Annotated in this window: 17 protein-coding genes and 1 pseudogene; 7 read left to right on the top strand and 11 right to left on the bottom strand. The window is 62.9% G+C overall.

The window, feature by feature from the left end:
* A partial coding sequence (locus ACTHL0_RS13780; protein WP_440567306.1) for a LysR family transcriptional regulator occupies positions 1 to 899 on the bottom strand: 899 nt, incomplete at its 3' end.
* A gap of 103 nt (positions 900 to 1,002) precedes the next feature.
* Between ACTHL0_RS13780 and ACTHL0_RS13775 the strand changes: the two genes are divergently transcribed.
* Positions 1,003 to 2,376: an aspartate aminotransferase family protein gene (locus ACTHL0_RS13775; RefSeq protein ID WP_440567305.1), complete on the top strand. Its 1,374-nt coding sequence runs from the start codon at positions 1,003 to 1,005 to the stop codon at positions 2,374 to 2,376.
* A gap of 50 nt (positions 2,377 to 2,426) precedes the next feature.
* Here the strand turns inward: ACTHL0_RS13775 and ACTHL0_RS13770 are convergent, their stop codons facing one another.
* The 4 genes and pseudogenes from ACTHL0_RS13770 to ACTHL0_RS13755 all read right to left on the bottom strand — a co-directional run bounded on the left by ACTHL0_RS13770 (position 2,427) and on the right by ACTHL0_RS13755 (position 7,020).
* Positions 2,427 to 3,635 carry an MFS transporter gene (locus ACTHL0_RS13770; RefSeq protein ID WP_440567304.1) on the bottom strand — a complete coding sequence of 403 codons (1,209 nt, stop codon included), beginning with the start codon at positions 3,633 to 3,635 and terminating at the stop codon, positions 2,427 to 2,429.
* An 89-nt stretch (positions 3,636 to 3,724) separates the two neighbouring features.
* Positions 3,725 to 4,510 carry a sensor histidine kinase gene (locus ACTHL0_RS13765; protein WP_440567308.1) on the bottom strand — a complete coding sequence of 262 codons (786 nt, stop codon included), beginning with the start codon at positions 4,508 to 4,510 and terminating at the stop codon, positions 3,725 to 3,727.
* Positions 4,502 to 5,869 (bottom strand): annotated as a pseudogene (locus tag ACTHL0_RS13760) (PAS domain S-box protein); the annotation flags it as partial. The gene ACTHL0_RS13765 and the pseudogene ACTHL0_RS13760, both read right to left, overlap by 9 nt.
* Positions 5,866 to 7,020: a substrate-binding domain-containing protein gene (locus ACTHL0_RS13755; RefSeq protein ID WP_440567303.1), complete on the bottom strand. Its 1,155-nt coding sequence runs from the start codon at positions 7,018 to 7,020 to the stop codon at positions 5,866 to 5,868. The pseudogene ACTHL0_RS13760 and the gene ACTHL0_RS13755, both read right to left, overlap by 4 nt.
* A gap of 488 nt (positions 7,021 to 7,508) precedes the next feature.
* On the opposite strand from ACTHL0_RS13755, the gene ACTHL0_RS13750 reads away from it, so the two are divergent.
* On the top strand, positions 7,509 to 8,201 hold the full coding sequence (locus tag ACTHL0_RS13750; RefSeq protein WP_440567302.1) for a response regulator transcription factor: 693 nt from the start codon (positions 7,509 to 7,511) through the stop codon (positions 8,199 to 8,201).
* On the opposite strand, the gene ACTHL0_RS13745 is transcribed toward ACTHL0_RS13750, so the two are convergent.
* Positions 8,176 to 8,556, bottom strand: coding sequence for a response regulator transcription factor (locus tag ACTHL0_RS13745; RefSeq protein ID WP_440567301.1), 381 nt, complete (start codon positions 8,554 to 8,556; stop codon positions 8,176 to 8,178). The two genes, ACTHL0_RS13750 and ACTHL0_RS13745, sit on opposite strands and share 26 nt — an antisense overlap.
* Positions 8,557 to 8,779: 223 nt before the next feature.
* On the opposite strand from ACTHL0_RS13745, the gene ACTHL0_RS13740 reads away from it, so the two are divergent.
* Together ACTHL0_RS13740 and ACTHL0_RS13735 are read left to right on the top strand one after the other, a co-directional pair.
* Positions 8,780 to 8,974, top strand: a complete 195-nt coding sequence (locus ACTHL0_RS13740) for a hypothetical protein (protein ID WP_440567300.1) — start codon at positions 8,780 to 8,782, stop codon at positions 8,972 to 8,974.
* Positions 8,975 to 9,177: 203 nt separating this feature from the next.
* Positions 9,178 to 9,306, top strand: coding sequence for a hypothetical protein (locus ACTHL0_RS13735; protein WP_440567299.1), 129 nt, complete (start codon positions 9,178 to 9,180; stop codon positions 9,304 to 9,306).
* A gap of 95 nt (positions 9,307 to 9,401) precedes the next feature.
* Here the strand turns inward: ACTHL0_RS13735 and ACTHL0_RS13730 are convergent, their stop codons facing one another.
* Complete coding sequence (locus ACTHL0_RS13730) at positions 9,402 to 10,343, bottom strand: LysR family transcriptional regulator (RefSeq protein ID WP_440567298.1); 942 nt, start codon at positions 10,341 to 10,343, stop codon at positions 9,402 to 9,404.
* A 181-nt stretch (positions 10,344 to 10,524) separates the two neighbouring features.
* Here ACTHL0_RS13730 and ACTHL0_RS13725 point away from each other — a divergent pair, with 181 nt between their 5' ends.
* On the top strand, positions 10,525 to 12,036 hold the full coding sequence (locus ACTHL0_RS13725) for a CoA-acylating methylmalonate-semialdehyde dehydrogenase (protein WP_440567297.1): 1,512 nt from the start codon (positions 10,525 to 10,527) through the stop codon (positions 12,034 to 12,036).
* Between the two features lie 9 nt (positions 12,037 to 12,045).
* On the opposite strand, the gene ACTHL0_RS13720 is transcribed toward ACTHL0_RS13725, so the two are convergent.
* From ACTHL0_RS13720 to ACTHL0_RS13710, 3 genes are read right to left on the bottom strand one after another with little or no spacing between them, the layout of a single operon-like run.
* On the bottom strand, positions 12,046 to 13,368 hold the full coding sequence (locus ACTHL0_RS13720; protein WP_440567296.1) for a sensor histidine kinase: 1,323 nt from the start codon (positions 13,366 to 13,368) through the stop codon (positions 12,046 to 12,048).
* On the bottom strand, positions 13,365 to 14,105 hold the full coding sequence (locus tag ACTHL0_RS13715; RefSeq protein ID WP_440567295.1) for a response regulator: 741 nt from the start codon (positions 14,103 to 14,105) through the stop codon (positions 13,365 to 13,367). The genes ACTHL0_RS13720 and ACTHL0_RS13715 overlap by 4 nt, the downstream gene beginning before the upstream one ends.
* 35 nt (positions 14,106 to 14,140) lie before the next feature.
* Positions 14,141 to 14,689, bottom strand: coding sequence for a redoxin family protein (locus ACTHL0_RS13710; protein ID WP_440567294.1), 549 nt, complete (start codon positions 14,687 to 14,689; stop codon positions 14,141 to 14,143).
* A gap of 388 nt (positions 14,690 to 15,077) precedes the next feature.
* Between ACTHL0_RS13710 and ACTHL0_RS13705 the strand changes: the two genes are divergently transcribed.
* On the top strand, positions 15,078 to 16,097 hold the full coding sequence (locus ACTHL0_RS13705; RefSeq protein WP_440567293.1) for an alpha/beta fold hydrolase: 1,020 nt from the start codon (positions 15,078 to 15,080) through the stop codon (positions 16,095 to 16,097).
* Positions 16,098 to 16,165: 68 nt separating this feature from the next.
* Positions 16,166 to 16,963 (top strand): alpha/beta fold hydrolase, encoded by a 798-nt coding sequence (locus ACTHL0_RS13700; RefSeq protein WP_440567292.1) that lies wholly within the window; start codon positions 16,166 to 16,168, stop codon positions 16,961 to 16,963.
* Between the two features lie 117 nt (positions 16,964 to 17,080).
* On the opposite strand, the gene treF is transcribed toward ACTHL0_RS13700, so the two are convergent.
* Positions 17,081 to 18,766: an alpha,alpha-trehalase TreF gene (gene treF / locus ACTHL0_RS13695; protein WP_440567291.1), complete on the bottom strand. Its 1,686-nt coding sequence runs from the start codon at positions 18,764 to 18,766 to the stop codon at positions 17,081 to 17,083.

Below are 18,766 nucleotides of genomic sequence, written 5' to 3'. Positions count from 1 at the left end.
AGCAACGCCGCGCGTGAAGGACGCGGCGAACGGCGCGTCAGCCCCACGTAGCGGCACTCGTAGTGGAAGCGCTCCGGCGCCACCGCGCGCATCGCCCCCTTCTGCTCGAAGCTCTCGGCGTAGTGATCCGGGAGAAAACCGAGAAACCGCCCCGATAGAATCAACGTCGCGATCGCTTCCTGATCGAACGCCGTCGCGCGCCGCGTCAGTTTCGCCCGGTGGCTGAATTCCATGTTCGGCGAATGAAAGCCGAGGCCGGCAAAGGCGTACTTGCGCATCGCACTCCACGTCAATCGGGCGTGCGACGTATCGTAAAGCGGATGCTGCCTGCCGCAGTACAGCAGCATCTGTTCGTCGAACAAATCGGTGTAGGCCAGACTGTTCGAGCTGCGGTGCGCCGGAATGATCCCGACCTGATAGCTCCCGTCGATCACGCCGCGTTCCACTTCGTTGATCGACGCCACATGGAAGTTCAAGGCAACGTCCGGTGCATCGTCCACGAATTGCCGGATCGCATCGCCGATCCGCGCGCCGGGATTCGTCGCCGTTTTGTCGAACACGGCGATATGCAACTCGCCCCCCATCCGGTCATGGATGCCGTCGATTCGACTGCGGAATGCCTCGATCGACGACAGCAGCAGGAGCGTTTCCTCGTACACCGTCTGGCCCTCGGGCGTCAGCGTAAACCCTGCCCGCCCGCGCCGGCACAGCACGAGCCCGAGCCGGGTTTCAAGATCCTTGACATGCCGGGTGATTGTGGAAATGCCGATGTTCAGATCCAGATCCGCCGAGGCACTGCCGCCGCATTGCACGACCGCCTTGAACACCCGCAGCAGCCGCAGATCCATATCGCTGAGCTGTCCGAGCAGCGCACGGCTCTTGGCCTTTTTTACTTGCATGGATTGGAAAGTAAAGATTGATATTGCGATATCGAAGAGACTAATCGGGCGGCCGACAATACGCAACATACTCAACTGTGAGGGGCGCGGCCCGCCAACCGAAATGACCGATCTGACCGACATGAAGACCGTGTTGTCGCAAGCACAAGCAGCAGGCGAAGCGCGCACCGATGCAGCGTGGCTCGATGCGCACTGGATGCCGTTTACCGCTAACAGGCAGTTCAAGAGCGATCCGCGGATGATCGTCGGGGCCCAGGGCGCTTATTACACCGATGCCGACGGCAGGAAGATTTTCGATGGTCTCTCGGGCCTATGGTGCTGCGGTCTCGGTCACGGTCGCACGGAGATTACCGAGGCAATCAGCCGTCAAGCCGCACAGCTCGACTATGCGCCGGCGTTCCAGTTCGGACATCCGACATCGTTCGAACTCGCCAACAAGATCAAGGCGTTGATGCCGGCAGGCCTGGATCACGTGTTTTTCACGGGCTCGGGCTCGGAAGCGGCGGATACTTCGCTCAAGATGGCTCGCGCCTATTGGCGAGCCAAGGGCAAAGGAACGAAGACACGCCTGATCGGCCGCGAGAAGGGTTACCACGGCGTGAACTTCGGCGGTATTTCCGTCGGGGGCATCGGACCGAACCGCAAGCTATTCGGGCAAGGCATCGACGCCGATTTCCTGCCGCATACGCAACTGCCGGAAAACAAGTTTTCGCGCGGTTTGCCTGAGCACGGCGCCGAATTGGCCGACCGGCTGCTCGATCTCATCGCATTGCACGACGCCTCCAACATTGCCGCCGTCATCGTCGAGCCGTTCTCCGGCTCGGCGGGCGTCGTGGTGCCCCCGAAAGGCTACCTGCAACGTCTGCGCGACATTTGTACCGCGCACGACATTCTGCTGATTTTCGATGAAGTGATCACGGGATTCGGCCGTACAGGCGCGATGACGGGATCAGCCTTCTTCGGTGTCACGCCCGACATCATGAACTTGGCGAAGCAAGTGACCAACGGTGCGCAACCGCTCGGCGCAGTCGTCGCGAACAAGGAAATCTACGATACGTTCATGGCCGCTGGCGGGCCCGAGTATCTCGTCGAATTCCCGCATGGTTATACCTACTCGGCGCATCCCATCGCCTGCGCGGCCGGCATAGCCGCGCTCGATCTACTCGTGAAGGAGGACGCGATAAGCCGCGTGCGCGAGCTGGCGCCGCACTTCGAGGCAGCGGTACACGGGCTGAAAGGCCAGCGCCATATCGCGGATATTCGCAATTGCGGCCTGGCAGCGGGCATCACGATCGAGCATAAGCCCGGGGAACCCGCCTTGCGCCCGTTCCAGATCGCGATGCAGTGCTGGAAGAAGGGATTTTACGTGCGCTTTGGCGGCGACACGATTCAGTTGGCACCGCCGTTCATCGCCGAACGGCATCAAATCGACGACTTGGTGAGTGCATTGTCCGATGCGTTGAGTCAGGTCGATTAACGGCGGGACAAAGAAGCCGCCCGGCCCATAGCCGGGCCGCTTCCCTCCGCCTACCCGCCTACCCCGCGCACGGCGGGCGCCGGCGCCACCACCAAGATCAGCATCGTCGCCACGCAGAAGCCGGCTCCCGCATAAAACGTCGCCATTGCGCCAACGCGATCCCATAAGGCGCCTGCGATCACACTCGACGCCAGCGTCACGACGCCGCTGATCAAATTGAAGAACCCGAACGCCGTGCCGCGCAGTTGCGCCGGCGCAGTATGGGCCACCATCGCGGCCAGCAGGCCCTGAGTCATGCCCATGTGCAGCCCCCACAGCAGCACGCCGGCCACCACGAAGGGCCAGTGCACGGCATGCGCCAGGACGATATCGGCCGCGATCAATACCGCCAGCCCGGCAAGCAGTATTCGATTGTGGCTGGCCTTATCGGCGAGCTTGCCGAACGGGTACGCCGACAGCGCATAGACAATATTCATCGCGACCATCACGAGCGGAACGAGCGCAATCGGTACGCCGCTGCGCATCGCACGAAGCACCAGAAACGCTTCGCTGAAACGCGCCAAGGCGAACACCGCGCCGATTGCGACCACCCACCAGTATGCGCGGCTCATCTGCTTGACGTTGTCCCATCGAACGGGATTGGCGCACTTCGCGCCGCCCTCGTGCCGCGGTTCGCGGATGCCCACCGCCAACAGCGCCACCGCAAGCAGCCCCGGAATCAATGCGAGCCAGAAAGCGAGCCGGAAGTTGTCGGCCCATGCCAACATCACGATCACACCGAAGAGCGGCCCTAGAAACGCACCGACCGTATCGAGCGATTGCCGCAAACCGAACGCCGCCCCGCGCAAATGCGAAGGCGTGACATCGGCAACGAGCGCATCGCGCGGCGCGCCCCGAATCCCCTTGCCGACGCGATCGATCACGCGGGCCGTCACCACGATGCCGATCGTGGGTGCGATCGCAAACAGCGGCTTGGACAGCGCCCCCATGGCATATCCCGCCACCGCAAGCCATTTGCGATGGCCGAGATAATCGCTGAATGCGCCGGAAAATACCTTGACGATGGGCGCCGTCGCCTCCGCCAGGCCTTCGATGATGCCGATCGTCGCCGCACTGGCGCCTAAACTCGCCATGAGAAACATCGGCAACAGGCTGTGGATCATCTCGGACGAGATATCCATACAGAGGCTGACACACCCTAATACCCAGACGCTGCCGGGTATTTGTCGCAGCACGCTGACGTGTGAACGGGTTTCCATGCGTTTCGGAGGAGTGTCGTGATCCAAGGGCACCGATTGTACGTGCGCGAATGATGCGGGTACCGCATGCCCTTCCCCGATTGCTTCCGTCACTCCTTCTGGACGGGCACCGTAGACGACACCGCGGTTTCGGCCTGCGCCGCTACGGGCACGGTGAACTGAAACACGGCACCATGCGGCTCGTTCGAACTCGCCCATAGCCGCCCGCCGTGTGCTTCCACAATCGAGCGGCAGATCGACAACCCCATGCCCATCCCGCCGGCTTTCGACGTGTAAAACGGCTCGAAGAGCCGTTCCGCCGCTTCGCGCGAGATGCCCGGCCCCGAATCGGACACCGAAACGAGGACGGCGCCCGATTCGTCGATGCGGGTGGCGATGGTCAACGCTCTCGAGCGCTCATCGGCCGCGCTCATCGCCTCCACCGCGTTCATGACCAGATTGAGCATTACCTGCTGCAGCGCGATGCGATCGCCCTCGATGGTCGGCACGTCCGGTGCAAGCCGCATCTGCACGCGTATAAGGTTCTTGACGATCTCCCCGTGCAGGAAGTCGACGACGTCGTTGATCGCTTCGTTGATCCGCAGCGATTCCATCGACGGCGGCGTCTTCTTGACGAGGCCGTGAATTCGATTCATCACCTCGCTTGCGCGCCGCATGTCTTTGTTGATTCGATTGAACGCTTCCCGCACTTCCTCGAGATTGGGCGGCTGCGCGCGTAACCACAGCAGGCCGGCCTGAGCGTTGGTGGCCGTAGCCGCGATCGGCTGCTTGATTTCATGGCTGATGGAGGCGGTGAGCTGCCCCATCGTCGCCACGCGATTCGCGTGGGCCAGCGCCGTCTGAACTTCACGGTAGCGCCGCTCGCTTTCGCGCAACTCGGCAGCCGCACGCTTTTGGTCCGTAATGTCGCGCGAGATGCCGAGCAGAAAACGCGGCTCGCCGCGCACGTCGAGGATCGGAATTTTCATCGTGTGGACGAAGCGCTGTCCATGACGCGTGAGAACCGACTCCTCGGGTATGTTGACCAACTGGCGCGATCTCAACACGTCCCGATCCTTGACGGCGTAGAACTCGGCTTCCTGCTCGGGAAACAGATCGTGCACGGATTTGCCGATCAGCTCCTCTCTCCGATAGCCGAGCAGTCGCTCGCCCGCCTTGTTCAAGCGTACAAAGCGCAAAGTGCTGGCTTCTTTGACGAAGACCGTGTCCGGGATGTTCTCGATGATGCTGTTCAGAAAGTGTTCGCTCGCGCGAACGGCTTCTTCCGCATGCTGCCGCTCGACGATCTCCGCCTCCCGGCCCGCCAGTGCCTTGCTCAGTTCAGCGGTGCGTTCCGCCACACGCCCTTCGAGTTCGACGTTAAGCACCTTAAGCGCCTCTTCGACCTGCCTGCGTCGGCGGCGATCTTCGAGAAATTGCTCGACGGCCCGGGCCATGTCGGCAATCTCGTCCCGCCCAGCCACGGGCACGACGGCGGGCCGATCGTTCTCATCGGACAAATCGCCGTGCCGCAGGCACTGGCTCACCTTCCGCAGCCGGCCCACGACATGGCGGCCCAGCAAAACGTGAGCAATGAGCCAGGCCAGCAGCAGGCTCACCAGCACTTCGCCGACGATCCATGCGCGCGTACGGTCCGCGTCATGCGCCAATTGCTGAACCGCACGTCGATATTCGCTCGTGAAGTGATCGGATTGTTCACGCGCCGTCACGGCCAGCGCATCCGCCTGACTGCGCATCTCGTGATCGAGGCTGGCCAACGATGCATCGGCCGAGAGCCCCGGCGGCATGCCTCGCCTGGACCGCTCGCTCAACGCACGCTGGCGCACCTGCGCCACGATATTGACAATATTGCGGAAGCGCTGGCTCGACCGATGCAGCGCCAGCGCATCGACGCCGACATCCTCGCGCGTGGAGGGCGCCGAAGCCAGGCGATCCACGAGGCCGTCGAACGACGTGAGATGGTCGATGATGCGCCGTTGCGTCTCGCGCACCGCCTCGAAGGTGTCGTCACTCGACAACTGCAGCGTCATGCGCTCGATCGTCACGGTTTGCTGCGCCAGATCCTGCGCGTCCTGCAAGCGCACGAGCCTGTCCTCGGCCAGTTGGCGCAGCGCGCGGGCAGATTCCGTCAACGAATAGACGGTCGTCGCGCCCAGCGCAACAACCAGCGCGGCCAGACACGAGGCGACGAGCGCGAACTGAGCGGTGAGCGTTTGCGGGAGCGGTAATTTCACGGATGCAGCCAAATGTGGCGATAGATGTCGCGATAGCCGTTGGCCGGATCGTAGACCAAACGATCCCCGCCGTCCGCCGCGATATTGCCCGCCGTCACGAGATGCACGGGAAAAATGTAGCCCGTCACCGGGTCGCCGGCGAACAGCCGGTTCAATTCGTCGATCATCTGCCAGCCCTGCAGGTTCAGCGGTTCGGCCACCGTCGCGGTCTGGAACGTACGCGTGCGAATCCGCAGGAACGCCGACTCGCTGCCGTCTCCGGCGGAAAGCATCGTCAGATCGCGGCTTGAAGCGCCCACCTCTGTCAATACGGGGACGGCATAGTCGAAGTAGATATCGTTGATTGCCAGTGCGTACGTCCATTGCGCCCCATACTGCGCGAGCAATGTGCGCGTCACGTCCGGCATGCGCGCCTCGGCGCGCGAGATCGCGACATCGCGCACGCTCAGCAACGTGCAACCGCTGCAGGATCGGATGACCTCGGCCATTTCATTCGCCTTGTCTTGCGCAACCTGGAAATTGGAGTCGGTGAAAATCACGACGCCCGCATGCCCGCCCGACTCCACGATCGCGGCGAGCGCCGTCACGCGCGCGACCTGAAACGGATCCGTCGATACATTCATCGCCACAGGCGTGCCGGGTACCGGGCCGGCCTTGGCCGCCACATGCCAGCCGACGATCGGGATACCGCGCTGCGCATACGGTTTCAGGCCCGGGAGCAATGCGTGGGCGTCGCCGCCCGCCAGAATGAGCCCGTCCGGATGCTTGGCCAGCGCCGTCGCCAGCATTTTCATCCGCAGGTCGGGCGCACCGGCGGCGTCGAACAGTTCGACGCGCCAACCGATGGCTTTGGCTGCCTCCACGACGCCGTCGATGACGCCGACAATACCGCCATTGCGCAAATCCTCGGCGACGATCGCCAGATGCTTGCCCGGTTGTGCGCGCGGCCCGTTGCGCGGCCCGTTCCACGGAACGGCGGATTGCTCCGCGGCCGCGACAACGCGTTGGGCTTCGGCCAGACTCAGTCCGCCCGAAGCGCTCCGGGCGCCGGCCGCCGAAGCGCTCGCCCCCTCCCGCGCCAAGGCGAGCGCAGGCACGCACGCGCAGACGAACGCGCACGCCCCGACCCACGCCAGAAGCCAACCCCTCATGCCATACCCCAACCGCCCCATGCAGGGAGCATCGATCGTCATCGATTCCAATGCCGCCCCCAATGCCGTCCGCATCTGACTGTCACGAACGATCCTGGACAATCATGGCGCTTGTTGCCGGGCCCTGGTCAGGAGGAATAACCCTGAGGACAGAGAGGAATCGACCGATGAAATCGCCATCATAGATGGCATAGAGTACAGCTGAGCGCGGCGCACCCGTCATTTCTCGTTTGCGGGGGCCTGGGTGCGCACATTCGCCGAGCGTAGAATGATCCCGATACCCGCACGCGTGGCCGCATTCGACTGCATCGCTGAGCGAGGGAGGCGCTGCGCTGGGTCGGACCCTGGATAATAGGGGCGACGGACGGTTCTGTCTATTTGGCGAATGGAAAACGCACTGGGCGTCGACACAGGCGGGTGCATCCTGCCTGCACGAGCGGCCGTTGCGGAACAACATGAAGCGGCAATCCCACTGGGAGGGGAACGGGATGAGTTTGACGTCCGATCAGAAGCCGGCCGGCGCGCCATCGGGAGCGCACCGGCCCGTCGTCTACATCTTGGACGATGATGAGGCGATGCGGCTCGCGCTCAGCAGTTTGTTTCGCTCGATCGGGTTACAGGTCGAGTTGTTCGACTCCTCGCAAGCATTCCTGACGTTTCCGAAATACGAGGCGCCCAGTTGCCTCGTGCTGGATGTCAGGCTACGCGGCGAGAGCGGGCTCGCGTTCCAGGACGAACTGGCGAAAACCGGCTTGCGCATGCCGATCATCTTCATGACAGGCCACGGCGATATCGCCATGACCGTGAAAGCCATGAAGGCGGGTGCGGTCGATTTCCTGGCGAAACCGTTTCGCGAGCAGGACATGCTCGATGCGGTGTCGAACGCGCTGGCGCGCGACACTGAGCGCCTGGCGGCCGATCGCTCGACCGCCGAACTGCGCGCGTCATATGCGTCGCTCACGCCGCGTGAACGCGAAGTCATGGGATTCGTCGTCACCGGCATGCTGAACAAGCAGATCGCATCGGCCATGAATCTCAGTGAAATCACGGTCAAAATCCATCGCGGGCAGGTCATGAAGAAGATGGGCGCGCGCTCGGTAGCCGATCTCGTCCGCAAGGCCGAAGCGCTGCACGTCGATCCTTCGGCACCAGGAGTCACGACCGGCTCAGCGCAACGTTGAGCCAATGCTCCATCGCTTGTGCCTCGACGGGTTTTTCAATAACGGCGAGCACGCCATCCTTGCCCACCCTCGCGCAGACGTCGGGCGTGGGAAACGCCGTGATGAAAACGGTCGGGATGTGATAGCCGAGTTCCACGAGCCGGTCGTGCATTTGCGTGCCGGACATACCCGGCATGCGTACATCCGAAATCAGGCACGTCGTATCAAGCAGCCGCGCGTGGGAAAAGAAGGCTTCGGCCGAGACAAACAAATCCGCTTGCCACCCCAACGAGCGCACGAGGCTTGCGACCGCCAGACGGACAGCATCGTCATCGTCGACGATCGATACGGTTCGAACGGTTCGGCCGGCACCCATGCGGCGGTCCTCGCTGAGTCGGGCGATACAGCGTGATTAGGGGAACATCTGGCATCCATGATGGCAGTCTAGGATGCGAGCGGCGCGACAGACACTATACGAACGGATGATCGGTTGACACCAACGTCCGAGCCCGATCACCTGTTCGTAGATTTGAGCGTTGGGCGCCACTCTTATATTGTGGGGATGTCCCCCCGCTGCTTTTTCTTCGAAAGGCGCCCCCATGTGTACTCATTCTTCGCGAAGCCACGCTCGCCGGCACTACCGCAACCGGCGACGCACGTCGAGCGCTATCCTGCGCGCGCGCGGATGGATGGCCCTTTCCGCCAAGCTCGGCGAGCCGCTGCATTACGTGCCGCTCATCTGCATGCTGTCGAACGGCCGGGCAGCGGATCGCATCTCGGTACCGAAAAGCTAAGGCCGCGGGTCAAGCCGTTGCGGTCAGGTCCGATACGGATATACGCGGGTATGTAAGCGGCATGCCTAGGCAGGAGCGGGCCGAGCCGTTCGTAGAATGGAAGACGAAGGATGGCAGGACTAACCTTGTTTCATGGCCGATACGCGGCCATTCCGTACCCGGCGAAGGGCCGCGTACGACGGGAAGATCGATAGGTTAGAGCCATGCCGAACGCTTTGAGTCACTGGATCCACATCTCCTCTCACGCTTACTACGAATACACGTTCGTGCCGTGGTTGAACCGCAGCGTGTTTCGCCGGACCGTCGATCTGAGCCTGATCTGTATTCAATGAGCGGCTCGCGGGCCGTCTCGTTGCCTTGTTAGTCTCTTTTATTGTCTTGTCACGGCAAACCAGCCGCCATACGCGTAGTGGCGATTTTCCGTCCTTCACTCAAAGGGGAAACCCTGAGCGAAGGACGCCCTGAGAAAATCCACGAAACACGTCACCGCACGCGGCACGTGCGGCGCGTAAGGGCGCACTACATACAGTTGCGATGCGAACGTGCCAACCGAGCGCCACTCGGGTAGCAGCACGACGAGCTTGCCCGCCCGCAACGCATCCTGCGCGGTGAAATCCGGCGTCAGCGCAATGCCCAGATTTTCGAGTGCGGCATCGCGCAGTGCCTCGCTATCGTTCGCGGAGACCGGGCCTGTCACCGTCACGCTGATGCGCGACTGATCGGCACGCTTGCCCGTTTTCTCGAACGCCCATACTCCCTCGCCCAACGGACGCGGATAGTAAAGACAATCGTGCTGCGCCAGATCCATCGGCGTGCGCGGCGTGCCGCGCAATTTCAAGTACGCGCGGGTGGCGACGACCACGGGCCGGGTATCGCACAGCTTCCACGCCACGTGCGTTTCAGGTACCTGCGCACTGTGCCGGATGGCCAAATCGAAGCCTTCATTGGCGATCGACGTCAGCCGATTCGACAGCTCCAATTGCACTCGAATATCCGGATGAGCGCGCGCGAACGCCGCGAGGCGAGGAACCAGTTGCAGCCGCGTGAACGCGACAGGTGCCGTGACGCGCACCGTGCCGCGCGCGACATCGGCCATGTCGCGCACGCCCGCGAAGCTCGCCGCGATGCGCTCGAATCCGGCGCGCGTCTCTTCCACTAACCGCTTACCTGCTTCGGTGAAGTGGACGCTGCGTGTGGTGCGCTGCACCAACGCGACGCCCGTGACGCGTTCGAGTTCGGCGATCCGCTGGCTCATCGCCGCCTTGCTCACGCCCAGCCGCAAGGCCGCGGCCGTGTAGCTGCCTTGCTCTGCCAGCACGTTCAGCCAGTGCAGATGCGTCCAGAGCGCCTCGACCTTTTGCGTATCCAAGAAACTATCCCGCCTTCAATCGGAAATTAAAGGCCATCATAGCACCGCCCCCCATAATCTTTCATAGGCCGCAACGTCGATTGTTCACCAAGCCAAACAATCATTTCAGCGCGGCAGTCTTTGCATGAGGGCGCTCTCTTCGTAAACTGAGCCTGATCAATTCACCTTGCGAGGAGACAAAATGCAGCCCTATACCGATTCGAGCGATGTCGTTCATTTCATCGGCGGAAAGATCGAGCGCGGCGTAGGCGAGCGCACGCAAGCCGTGTTCAATCCGGCCACGGGCGAAGCCCCGCGGCGCTTGATTCTCGGCGAAGTGGCCGACGTCGACGCCGCGGTCGCGAGCGCGAAAGCCGCGTTCCCGGCTTGGCGCGACACGCCGCCCATTCGCCGCGCGCGCGTCCTGCTGCGCTTTCTGGAACTGATGAATCGTCACCAGGATGAGCTGGCCGCGATCATCACGGCCGAACACGGAAAAGTCTTCGCGGACGCACGCGGCGAAGTGGCCCGCGGTATCGATGTCATCGAGTTCGCCTGCGGCATCCCGCAACTGCTGAAAGGCGACTACACAGAGCAAGTGTCCACGGGGATGGACAACTGGACCGTGCGCCAGCCGCTCGGCGTCGTGGCCGGCATCACGCCGTTCAACTTCCCCGCCATGGTGCCGTGCTGGATGTTCCCGGTGGCGATCGCCGCCGGCTGCACCTTCATCCTCAAGCCGAGCGAGCGTGATCCGTCCGCCTCGCTGTTCATGGCGCGTCTGCTGAAGGAAGCCGGCTTGCCCGATGGTGTCTTCAACGTGGTGCAAGGCGACAAGGTTGTCGTGGACGCGCTGCTCGAGCATCGCGACGTGAAGGCCATCAGTTTCGTGGGCTCGACGCCGATCGCCAACTATATCTACGAGACGGGTGCCAAGCACGGCAAGCGCGTGCAGGCGCTCGGCGGGGCGAAGAATCACATGGTGGTCATGCCCGATGCCGATCTCGACCAGACGGTGGATGCCTTGATCGGCGCCGGGTATGGATCGGCCGGCGAGCGCTGCATGGCGATTTCGGTCGCCGTGCTCGTCGGCGATGTGGCCGACAAGATCGTGCCGCGTCTGGCGGAACGGGCGCGCACGCTCGTCATCAAGAACGGCATGGAAGCCGATGCCGAGATGGGGCCGATCGTCACGCGCCAGGCGCTGGAACGCATCGAAGGGTACATCGCCACCGGCATCGAGGAAGGCGCGAAGCTCGTCGTGGATGGCCGCGGTTTGAAAGTACCCGGCCATGAAGGCGGCTTCTTCACGGGCGGCACGCTATTCGACAATGTCACACCCGAGATGCGCATCTATCGCGAAGAAATCTTCGGGCCGGTGTTGGCTTGCGTGCGCGTGAAAGACTTCTCGGAAGCCGTGCAGCTGATCAACGACCACGAATTCGGCAACGGCGTCGCCTGCTTCACGCGCGACGGCCACGTGGCCCGCGAATTCGGCCGTCAGATCGAAGTGGGCATGGTGGGCATCAATGTGCCGATTCCCGTGCCGATGGCCTGGCACGGCTTCGGCGGCTGGAAGCGCAGCCTGTTCGGCGATATGCATGCGTACGGTGAAGAAGGCGTGCGCTTCTACACCAAGCAGAAGTCGATCATGCAACGCTGGCCGGAAAGCACCGAGAAGGGTGCCGAGTTCACGATGCCCGTGGCGAAGTAATCCGCGCTGTCACGGCAAGGCAACGGTCGCCGTCAGGCCGCCGCCTTGCCGGTTCGAAAGATCAAGGGTGCCGCCGATCGCACGCGTCAATTGCACGGCGATGGCCAGACCGAGCCCTGCACCGCCCGTGTCGCGGTTTCGCGAACCTTCCAACCGATAGAACGGCTGCAGTACCTGCTCCAATTGATCGTCGGGAATGCCGGGCCCACGATCGCACACCGTGATACAGAGCGTGCCTTGCTCGCCATGCCGCGCGCTGACTTCCGCGGCACCGGCGTATTTGATCGCGTTGTCGATCAAATTGCCGAGCACTCGCCGCAGCGCCTGCCTGCGAACCATCGCGGCACCCGCGACGGACTCCGATAACGTGACGGGCTTGCCGATGTCCTGATAATCGTAGACGAGGCTTTCCAGGAACGCCCGCACATCCATGCGGACCGGCGTTTCCGCCCCACCATGCGCACTACGCGCATAAGCCACGCCCTCGCGCACCAAATGTTCCATGTCGTGCAGATCGCCAAGCATCTTGTCGCGCACCGGCCCCGCTTCCAGTCCTTCCGCGCGCAGGCGCATTCGGGTAATCGGCGTCTGAAGATCATGCGAAATGGAGGCAAGGATATGCAAGCGCTCCTTCAAATGGCGGGCGATGCGCTCCTGCATCGTATTGAATGCCGTCGCCGCCTGCGCCACTTCGAGCGGGCCCGCCTCGCTCATGCGCGGGCCATCCGCCGTCGGCGTCATCGCTTCGGCCGCTTTGGCGAGTTGCGTCAACGGGCGCGTGGTCAATCGAGCTGCCAGCCACGTACATCCGAGCAATACGACGAGTTGCACCGCCAGTACGACCGGCAGCCACTTTGCGATTGGCGCAATGCCGCGCGGAATGACCACCAAGGTGAGGGGCGAACCGTCGTGCAACGTGAAATGCACTTGATAGCGCGCCGGGTTCGCCGCAACCGCGTCGGCCCGCCCGTGATAACCGGGCCCCACTTCCTGCTCGATTCGATGGGCGAGCGCCTTCGCACGCGGGTTGACGAGCGCGGTACCCGGCTCGCCATCGCCCAGCACGAAGCGGTAGTTGTCGCGCTGGAGGCGCCCCACCCAATCGGCGCGTTCCGCCGCAGGTAAGCGATCGAGCATGGCAACGGACGTGCTCACCTCATGCTCCACCGTATCGAGCATCACGGTGGTGGCCGTTTGATAGCGCTCGTAAAACATCAGCGCAAACAAAAGCCCTTGCGCCACCATCAGCCCCGCGAAGACGATCAGGTAGACGCGCGAGGCCATACTCCGGGGCAGCCAGCGTGCCGCCATTGCCGAGACGCTGCGGTTCACGCGTGCTCTCCATGCACGGTCACCGGCATACTGAAGACGTAGCCCTCGCTGCGTACCGTCTTGATGTACGACTGTTCCTTGGCGTTATCTTCGAGCCGGGTGCGCAGCCGGCTCACGAGCAGATCGATCGACCGGTCGAACAGCTCGGCGTCCCGGCCCTGCGTCAGGTTCAGCAGCTGATCGCGCGACAGCACGCGCTGTGGATGGTCCAAAAACACACGCAGCAGCCGGAATTCCGCGCCGCTCAAGGCGACGATCGTGCCACCCGCATCGATCAGGTGACGTGCCGTGGTGTCGAGCCGCCAGCGTCCGAACGACAGCGTATCGGCGGTCTCGGTAATCCGCAGATTGGGGGGCAGCATGCGCGAGCGGCGGGTCACCGCCTTGATGCGGGCAAGCAGTTCGCGTGGAGAAAACGGCTTGACGACGTAATCGTCAGCGCCCATTTCCAGGCCGACGATACGATCGGTTTCGTCGTCGCGCGCGGTGAGCAGCAGGATCGGCACGGCTTTGTGCTTGCCGCCGCGCAGCGTGCGGCACAGCACGAGACCATCGTCGCCCGGCATCATGATGTCGAGCACGATCAGATCGAAGGCCGACGCATCCAGCTGCGCAAACATATCGCGGCCGTCTACCGCGGCACTCGCCCGCAAGCCGTTCTTGCGCAGGTATTCGACGACGCCGGTACGGATGTCGCGGTCGTCATCGACGACGAGGATATGGTCGATATGTTCCATGGCCCTTTCCACTTTATCGTTGCTTGCGTCGCGGACTACGCTTTGCCGAGCAGCGCGCGGATCCGCGCTTCCGTCTGCTCGTAGTCCCCCTCGCCGTAGTGGCGATACACCACATGGCCGCTCCGATCGATGAGGTAGAGCGCGGGCCAGTAGCGATTCCCATAGGCATTCCAAATGCGGGACTCATTATCCACCGCGACCGGCCAAATGACCCCAAATTGCTTCATTGCGGCCTGCAACGCCGACGGATCGCGTTCCTCCGCGTATTCGGGCGTGTGCACGCCGATGATCACGAGGCCGTCCTTGGCGTAGGTGTCGTACAGCGCCCGGGTGTGCGGCAGCACGTGAATGCAGTTGATGCATTCGCGCGTCCAGAACTCCACGAGTACCACCTTGCCTCGCAAGGCATCGAGCGACAGCGGCGGCGAGTTGTACCAGCGGTCGGCGCCCTCGAATCCGGGCGCGGGACCCTGCTCGACAAGTTGAGAGCCGGCGGCGGTGGCGGCGGCCTGCCGGGTGGACCAGAAGGTGATCAGGGCTGCGCTCAGGGCAAGCGCAGCAAGGGCAACGCGCGGGATAGTCATAGGTTTGCCTCGTCGGTCATCGATATCGACGCGATGTGCGCCGTCTAGTGTCCTGTCCTGTCCCGTACGTTTCTTGATGAATGGGGCGATTTCATATCAAAGAAGCTTGCGGGACAGGACACTGAGTGCCTATTGAATGCCCGTTACTTATCCCTGGCGTATCCGGCGAGCCGGCTTTTTGTATCTGTTTGTAGCAGGCTGCCCTAGCTCGGCCGTCAGCCATGTACGCCTTTATGTATCGCAATGTATCTGATCCGGCGAGAGATACATTGCGATGCGCTTTCGCCCCCGTCGCGACACAAGACGGATACGCCGGCGCGGTCTCATACACACACCGGCCAACGCCTCATCGTGAGGCCGCCCCGATCCCCCACCCCAGGAGAACACAATGAAACGCGCCCGTCTGGCCCTCGCCGCCACGTTTGCTCTCGGTCTCGCCTGCCTTGCGCCCGTCGCCCACGCGGAAGACGCCCAGCCCCAGCCGTCCACGTCACTCGCCGCATCGCAGGATCCTTGGGGACCGCTTAAGCATGTCCAGGCCGGCGTATTGGACGTCGCCTATGCGGAAATGGGCCCGGCCGACGGTCCTGTCGTGATCCTTCTGCATGGATGGCCCTACGACATCCATAGCTACGAAAAAGTCGCTCCCGCGCTGGCCGCGCAAGGCTATCGGGTGCTCGTGCCGTATGCACGCGGCTACGGCGATACCCGTTTCCTGTCCGATCGCACCGTGCGCAACGGCGAACCCGCCGCACTCGCTCAAGACGTGATCGACTTCATGGATGCGTTGCACATCGATCGCGCCGTGTTCGGCGGCTTCGATTGGGGCGCGAGGACCGCCGACATCGTCTCGACGCTCTGGCCGCAGCGGGTCAAGGCATTGGTGACCGTCAGCGGCTATCTCATCGGTAGCCAGGAAGCCGGCAAGGCGCCGCTGCCGCCGAGCGCCGAACTGCAGTGGTGGTATCAATACTACTTCGCCACCGATCGCGGCCGCATCGGCTACGAAAAATACCACCATGATTTCGCCAAGTTGATTTGGCAGTTGGCTTCACCGAAATGGCATTTCGACGACGCTACGTTCGAGCGCAGCGCCAGCGCATTGAACAACCCGGATCAGGTGGCGATCACGGTTCACAACTATCGGTGGCGGCTCGACCTCGCGCAGGGCGAATCGAAATACGCGCCATTGGAACAACGGTTGGCGCAATTTGCGCCGATCACCGTGCCGACAATCGCGTTGGAAGGGGACGCCAACGGCGCGCCGCATGCTCAGCCCGAGGCGTACGCCAAGCGGTTCGCAGGCAAATATCAGTTCCGGCTGATTAGCGGCGGCATCGGTCATAACCTGCCGGAAGAAGCGCCGCAAGCATTCACACAAGCCGTTGTCGACGCCGATCATCTTTGATCGCGGACGGCTTCGAGTGAGTTCGAGTCTTTAAATTTGAGTCTATCAAGCCAAACAAGGAATACAACATGAAGAAGCGATTGACAGGGCTGGTTGTAGGCGTTGCCATGCTCGCCGGTATGAGCGCAGCGCAGGCGCAGGGACAGGCGAAGACGCAGGCCCCGAAGCCCACCGTCGTACTCGTGCACGGCGCGTTCGCCGACGCATCCAGTTGGAACGGCGTCATCAAAATCTTGCACAAGGACGGATACACCGTGATTGCAGCCGCCAATCCGCTTCGCGGCGCGAAGAGCGATGGCGCATCCATCGGCAGCGTCGTGGCGGCAGCGCGCGGCCCCGTCGTGCTAGTTGGGCACTCGTATGGCGGCAACGTCATCACCGAGGCGGCAAACGGACATTCGAATGTGAAGGCGCTCGTGTACGTCAGTGCGTTCGCCCCGGAAACGGGCGAGACGGTTGCCGGGCTGGCCAACCAGTTTCCGGGCAGCACGCTTGGCCAGGCGTTGGCCCCGGCCGTCACGCTCGCCGATGGCAGCAAGGATCTATCTATCCTTCAGGACAAATTTCATGCGCAATTCGCGGCCGACGTTCCTGCCGGTCAGGCGGCACTGATGGCTGCCACGCAACGTCCGATCGCCGAAGCCGCACTCAACGAGAAGTCGGGTGACGCGGCCTGGAAGACCATTCCCTCATGGTTCATCTACGGCGATGCAGACAAAAACATCCCGCCGCAAGCCATCGCGTTCATGGCCAAACGGGCGGATGCCAAAGATGTCGTTGTCGTCAAAGGGGCGTCGCATGTGGTGATGGTGTCCCATCCCGCCGCCGTGGCGAAGTTGATCGAGACGGCGGCATCGGCGAAGTAGGCGCGGCGGCGGCGGGGGCGTGGTCGACTCGGCAGCATGGCCGCCGCTCGGGCCGGTCCTATGGGGCGGCAAAGCCGCGCCCGTCCTTCGTAGGGCCCGGATGCACGATGCGGGTCTTCAATCCGCCCCGGCTTGCCGCTCCTTCGCTTCCGATGCCATGTCGTCGACGTGCGTCTTCCTACCGCTGCGTTTGCGCGGCTCGCCGGCGCGGCTGCGATGCGCATCATGGTCCGCATGATCTTCCAGCAGTTTACGCACGACACCGTTGGTCCAGCCGAATCCATCCTGCAACGGATACTCGCCGCCGCCCCCACCCTGTGTCGCATCGACATCGTGATGCAGCGAGTATTTTTCGACGAGCTTGTACTCGCGTTCATAAACGGTCGCCACCGTCGCCAGCCAACGATGAGCAATCTCTCGCCCCAGACCACCCTCGCCATAGCGAATCAATCCGCGCGTGGCCATCCATTGCAGCGGCGCCCATCCATTGGGTCGATCCCATTGCTGCGAACTCTCTTGTTCGGTCGTTCTGATACCGCCCGTCGCCAACAGCCGCGACTCCAACGCACGCGCCGTACGATGCGCTTGCTCGCGCGTCGCCAGGCCCACGTAAAGCGGGACAGCCAGCGCCGCCGTCAAACCGCTTCGCTGCGCCCCGGCTTGCCAGTCGTAATCGACGAAGGCGCCGTCCGCTTCGCTCCACAGATAGCGATCGATAGCCTGCCGCCGCGAGGCCGCATATCCCCGAAACAACTCGGCCGTCGCCGCATCGCCCTGTGCGCGCGAAAGCTTTTCTATCTGCGTTTCGAGCTTGTAGAGGAAGCTGTTGAGATCGATGGGCAAGATCGACGTCGTCCGTATCGTCGCCAAATCGTGCGGATCGGTCAGCCAACGCGAGCTGAAATCCCAGCCCGATTCCGCGCCTGCACGCAGTTCGCGATAAACCTCGTCATGCGGGCGCGCGCTTGCGGCCGCCGTGCCGACGTCTTCGACATATCCCTCGTCGCGCGGCGTGCCGCGCTCATCCCAGTAACGGTTCAGCAAAGCACCGTCCGGTAACCTCACGACGTGCCGGGCGGCGTCGCCTCGCGCGAGTCCTTCCTCGCCGTCCATCCAATAGGCGTGCTCGCGTTTCAACTCCGGCAAGTACTTAAGCGCAGGCTTGACGCCATGCGCCTCGAACAGATCGACCATCAGCGCAAACACCGGCGGTTGCGATCGGCTCAAGTAATACGTGCGATTGCCGTTCGGAATGTGCCCGTAATGGTCGATCAAGAACGAGAAGTTATCCGCCATGCTGCGCAGCAGATCGCGCCGGCCGCTTTGCGCGAGACCGAGCATCGTGAAATACGAATCCCAGTAGTACATCTCGCTGAAGCGGCCTCCGGGTACGACATAGTCGTACGGCAGCGGCAACAGCGAGCTATTTGGCGGATGTCCACTAGGCCGGCGGCTCAATACCGGCCACAACCCGTCGATGTGCGCAGCGAGCGACTGCCGCGGATCGGCCACATAGTGATCGACGGGAGCCGCTTCACGCGCGAAATGCGCGTTCACGAAGTGTTTCAAATCGAAGCCGGGCAGATGCCGATCGGCGTGGTACCGGCGCACGATCGCGCCGGGGTCGATAAGCGGCACGCAATCCACGAACGTCTTGCTGTCGTCGAATACACGCCCCATCTGCACGGCGACGAACAGGTCCTGATAGCGATCCGCCGGCGTCATGATGTCGGCGGGCGCGACGTGCCCGACGTCCGGTGCCGCCCCGCCCCGTGCCAGCATCTTATCGGCTGCGATTGTCAT

The sequence above is a fragment of the Trinickia sp. genome (assembly GCF_051961175.1).
GTDB lineage: Bacteria > Pseudomonadota > Gammaproteobacteria > Burkholderiales > Burkholderiaceae > Trinickia.
This window is presented reverse-complemented; position numbering and strand designations above follow the sequence as displayed.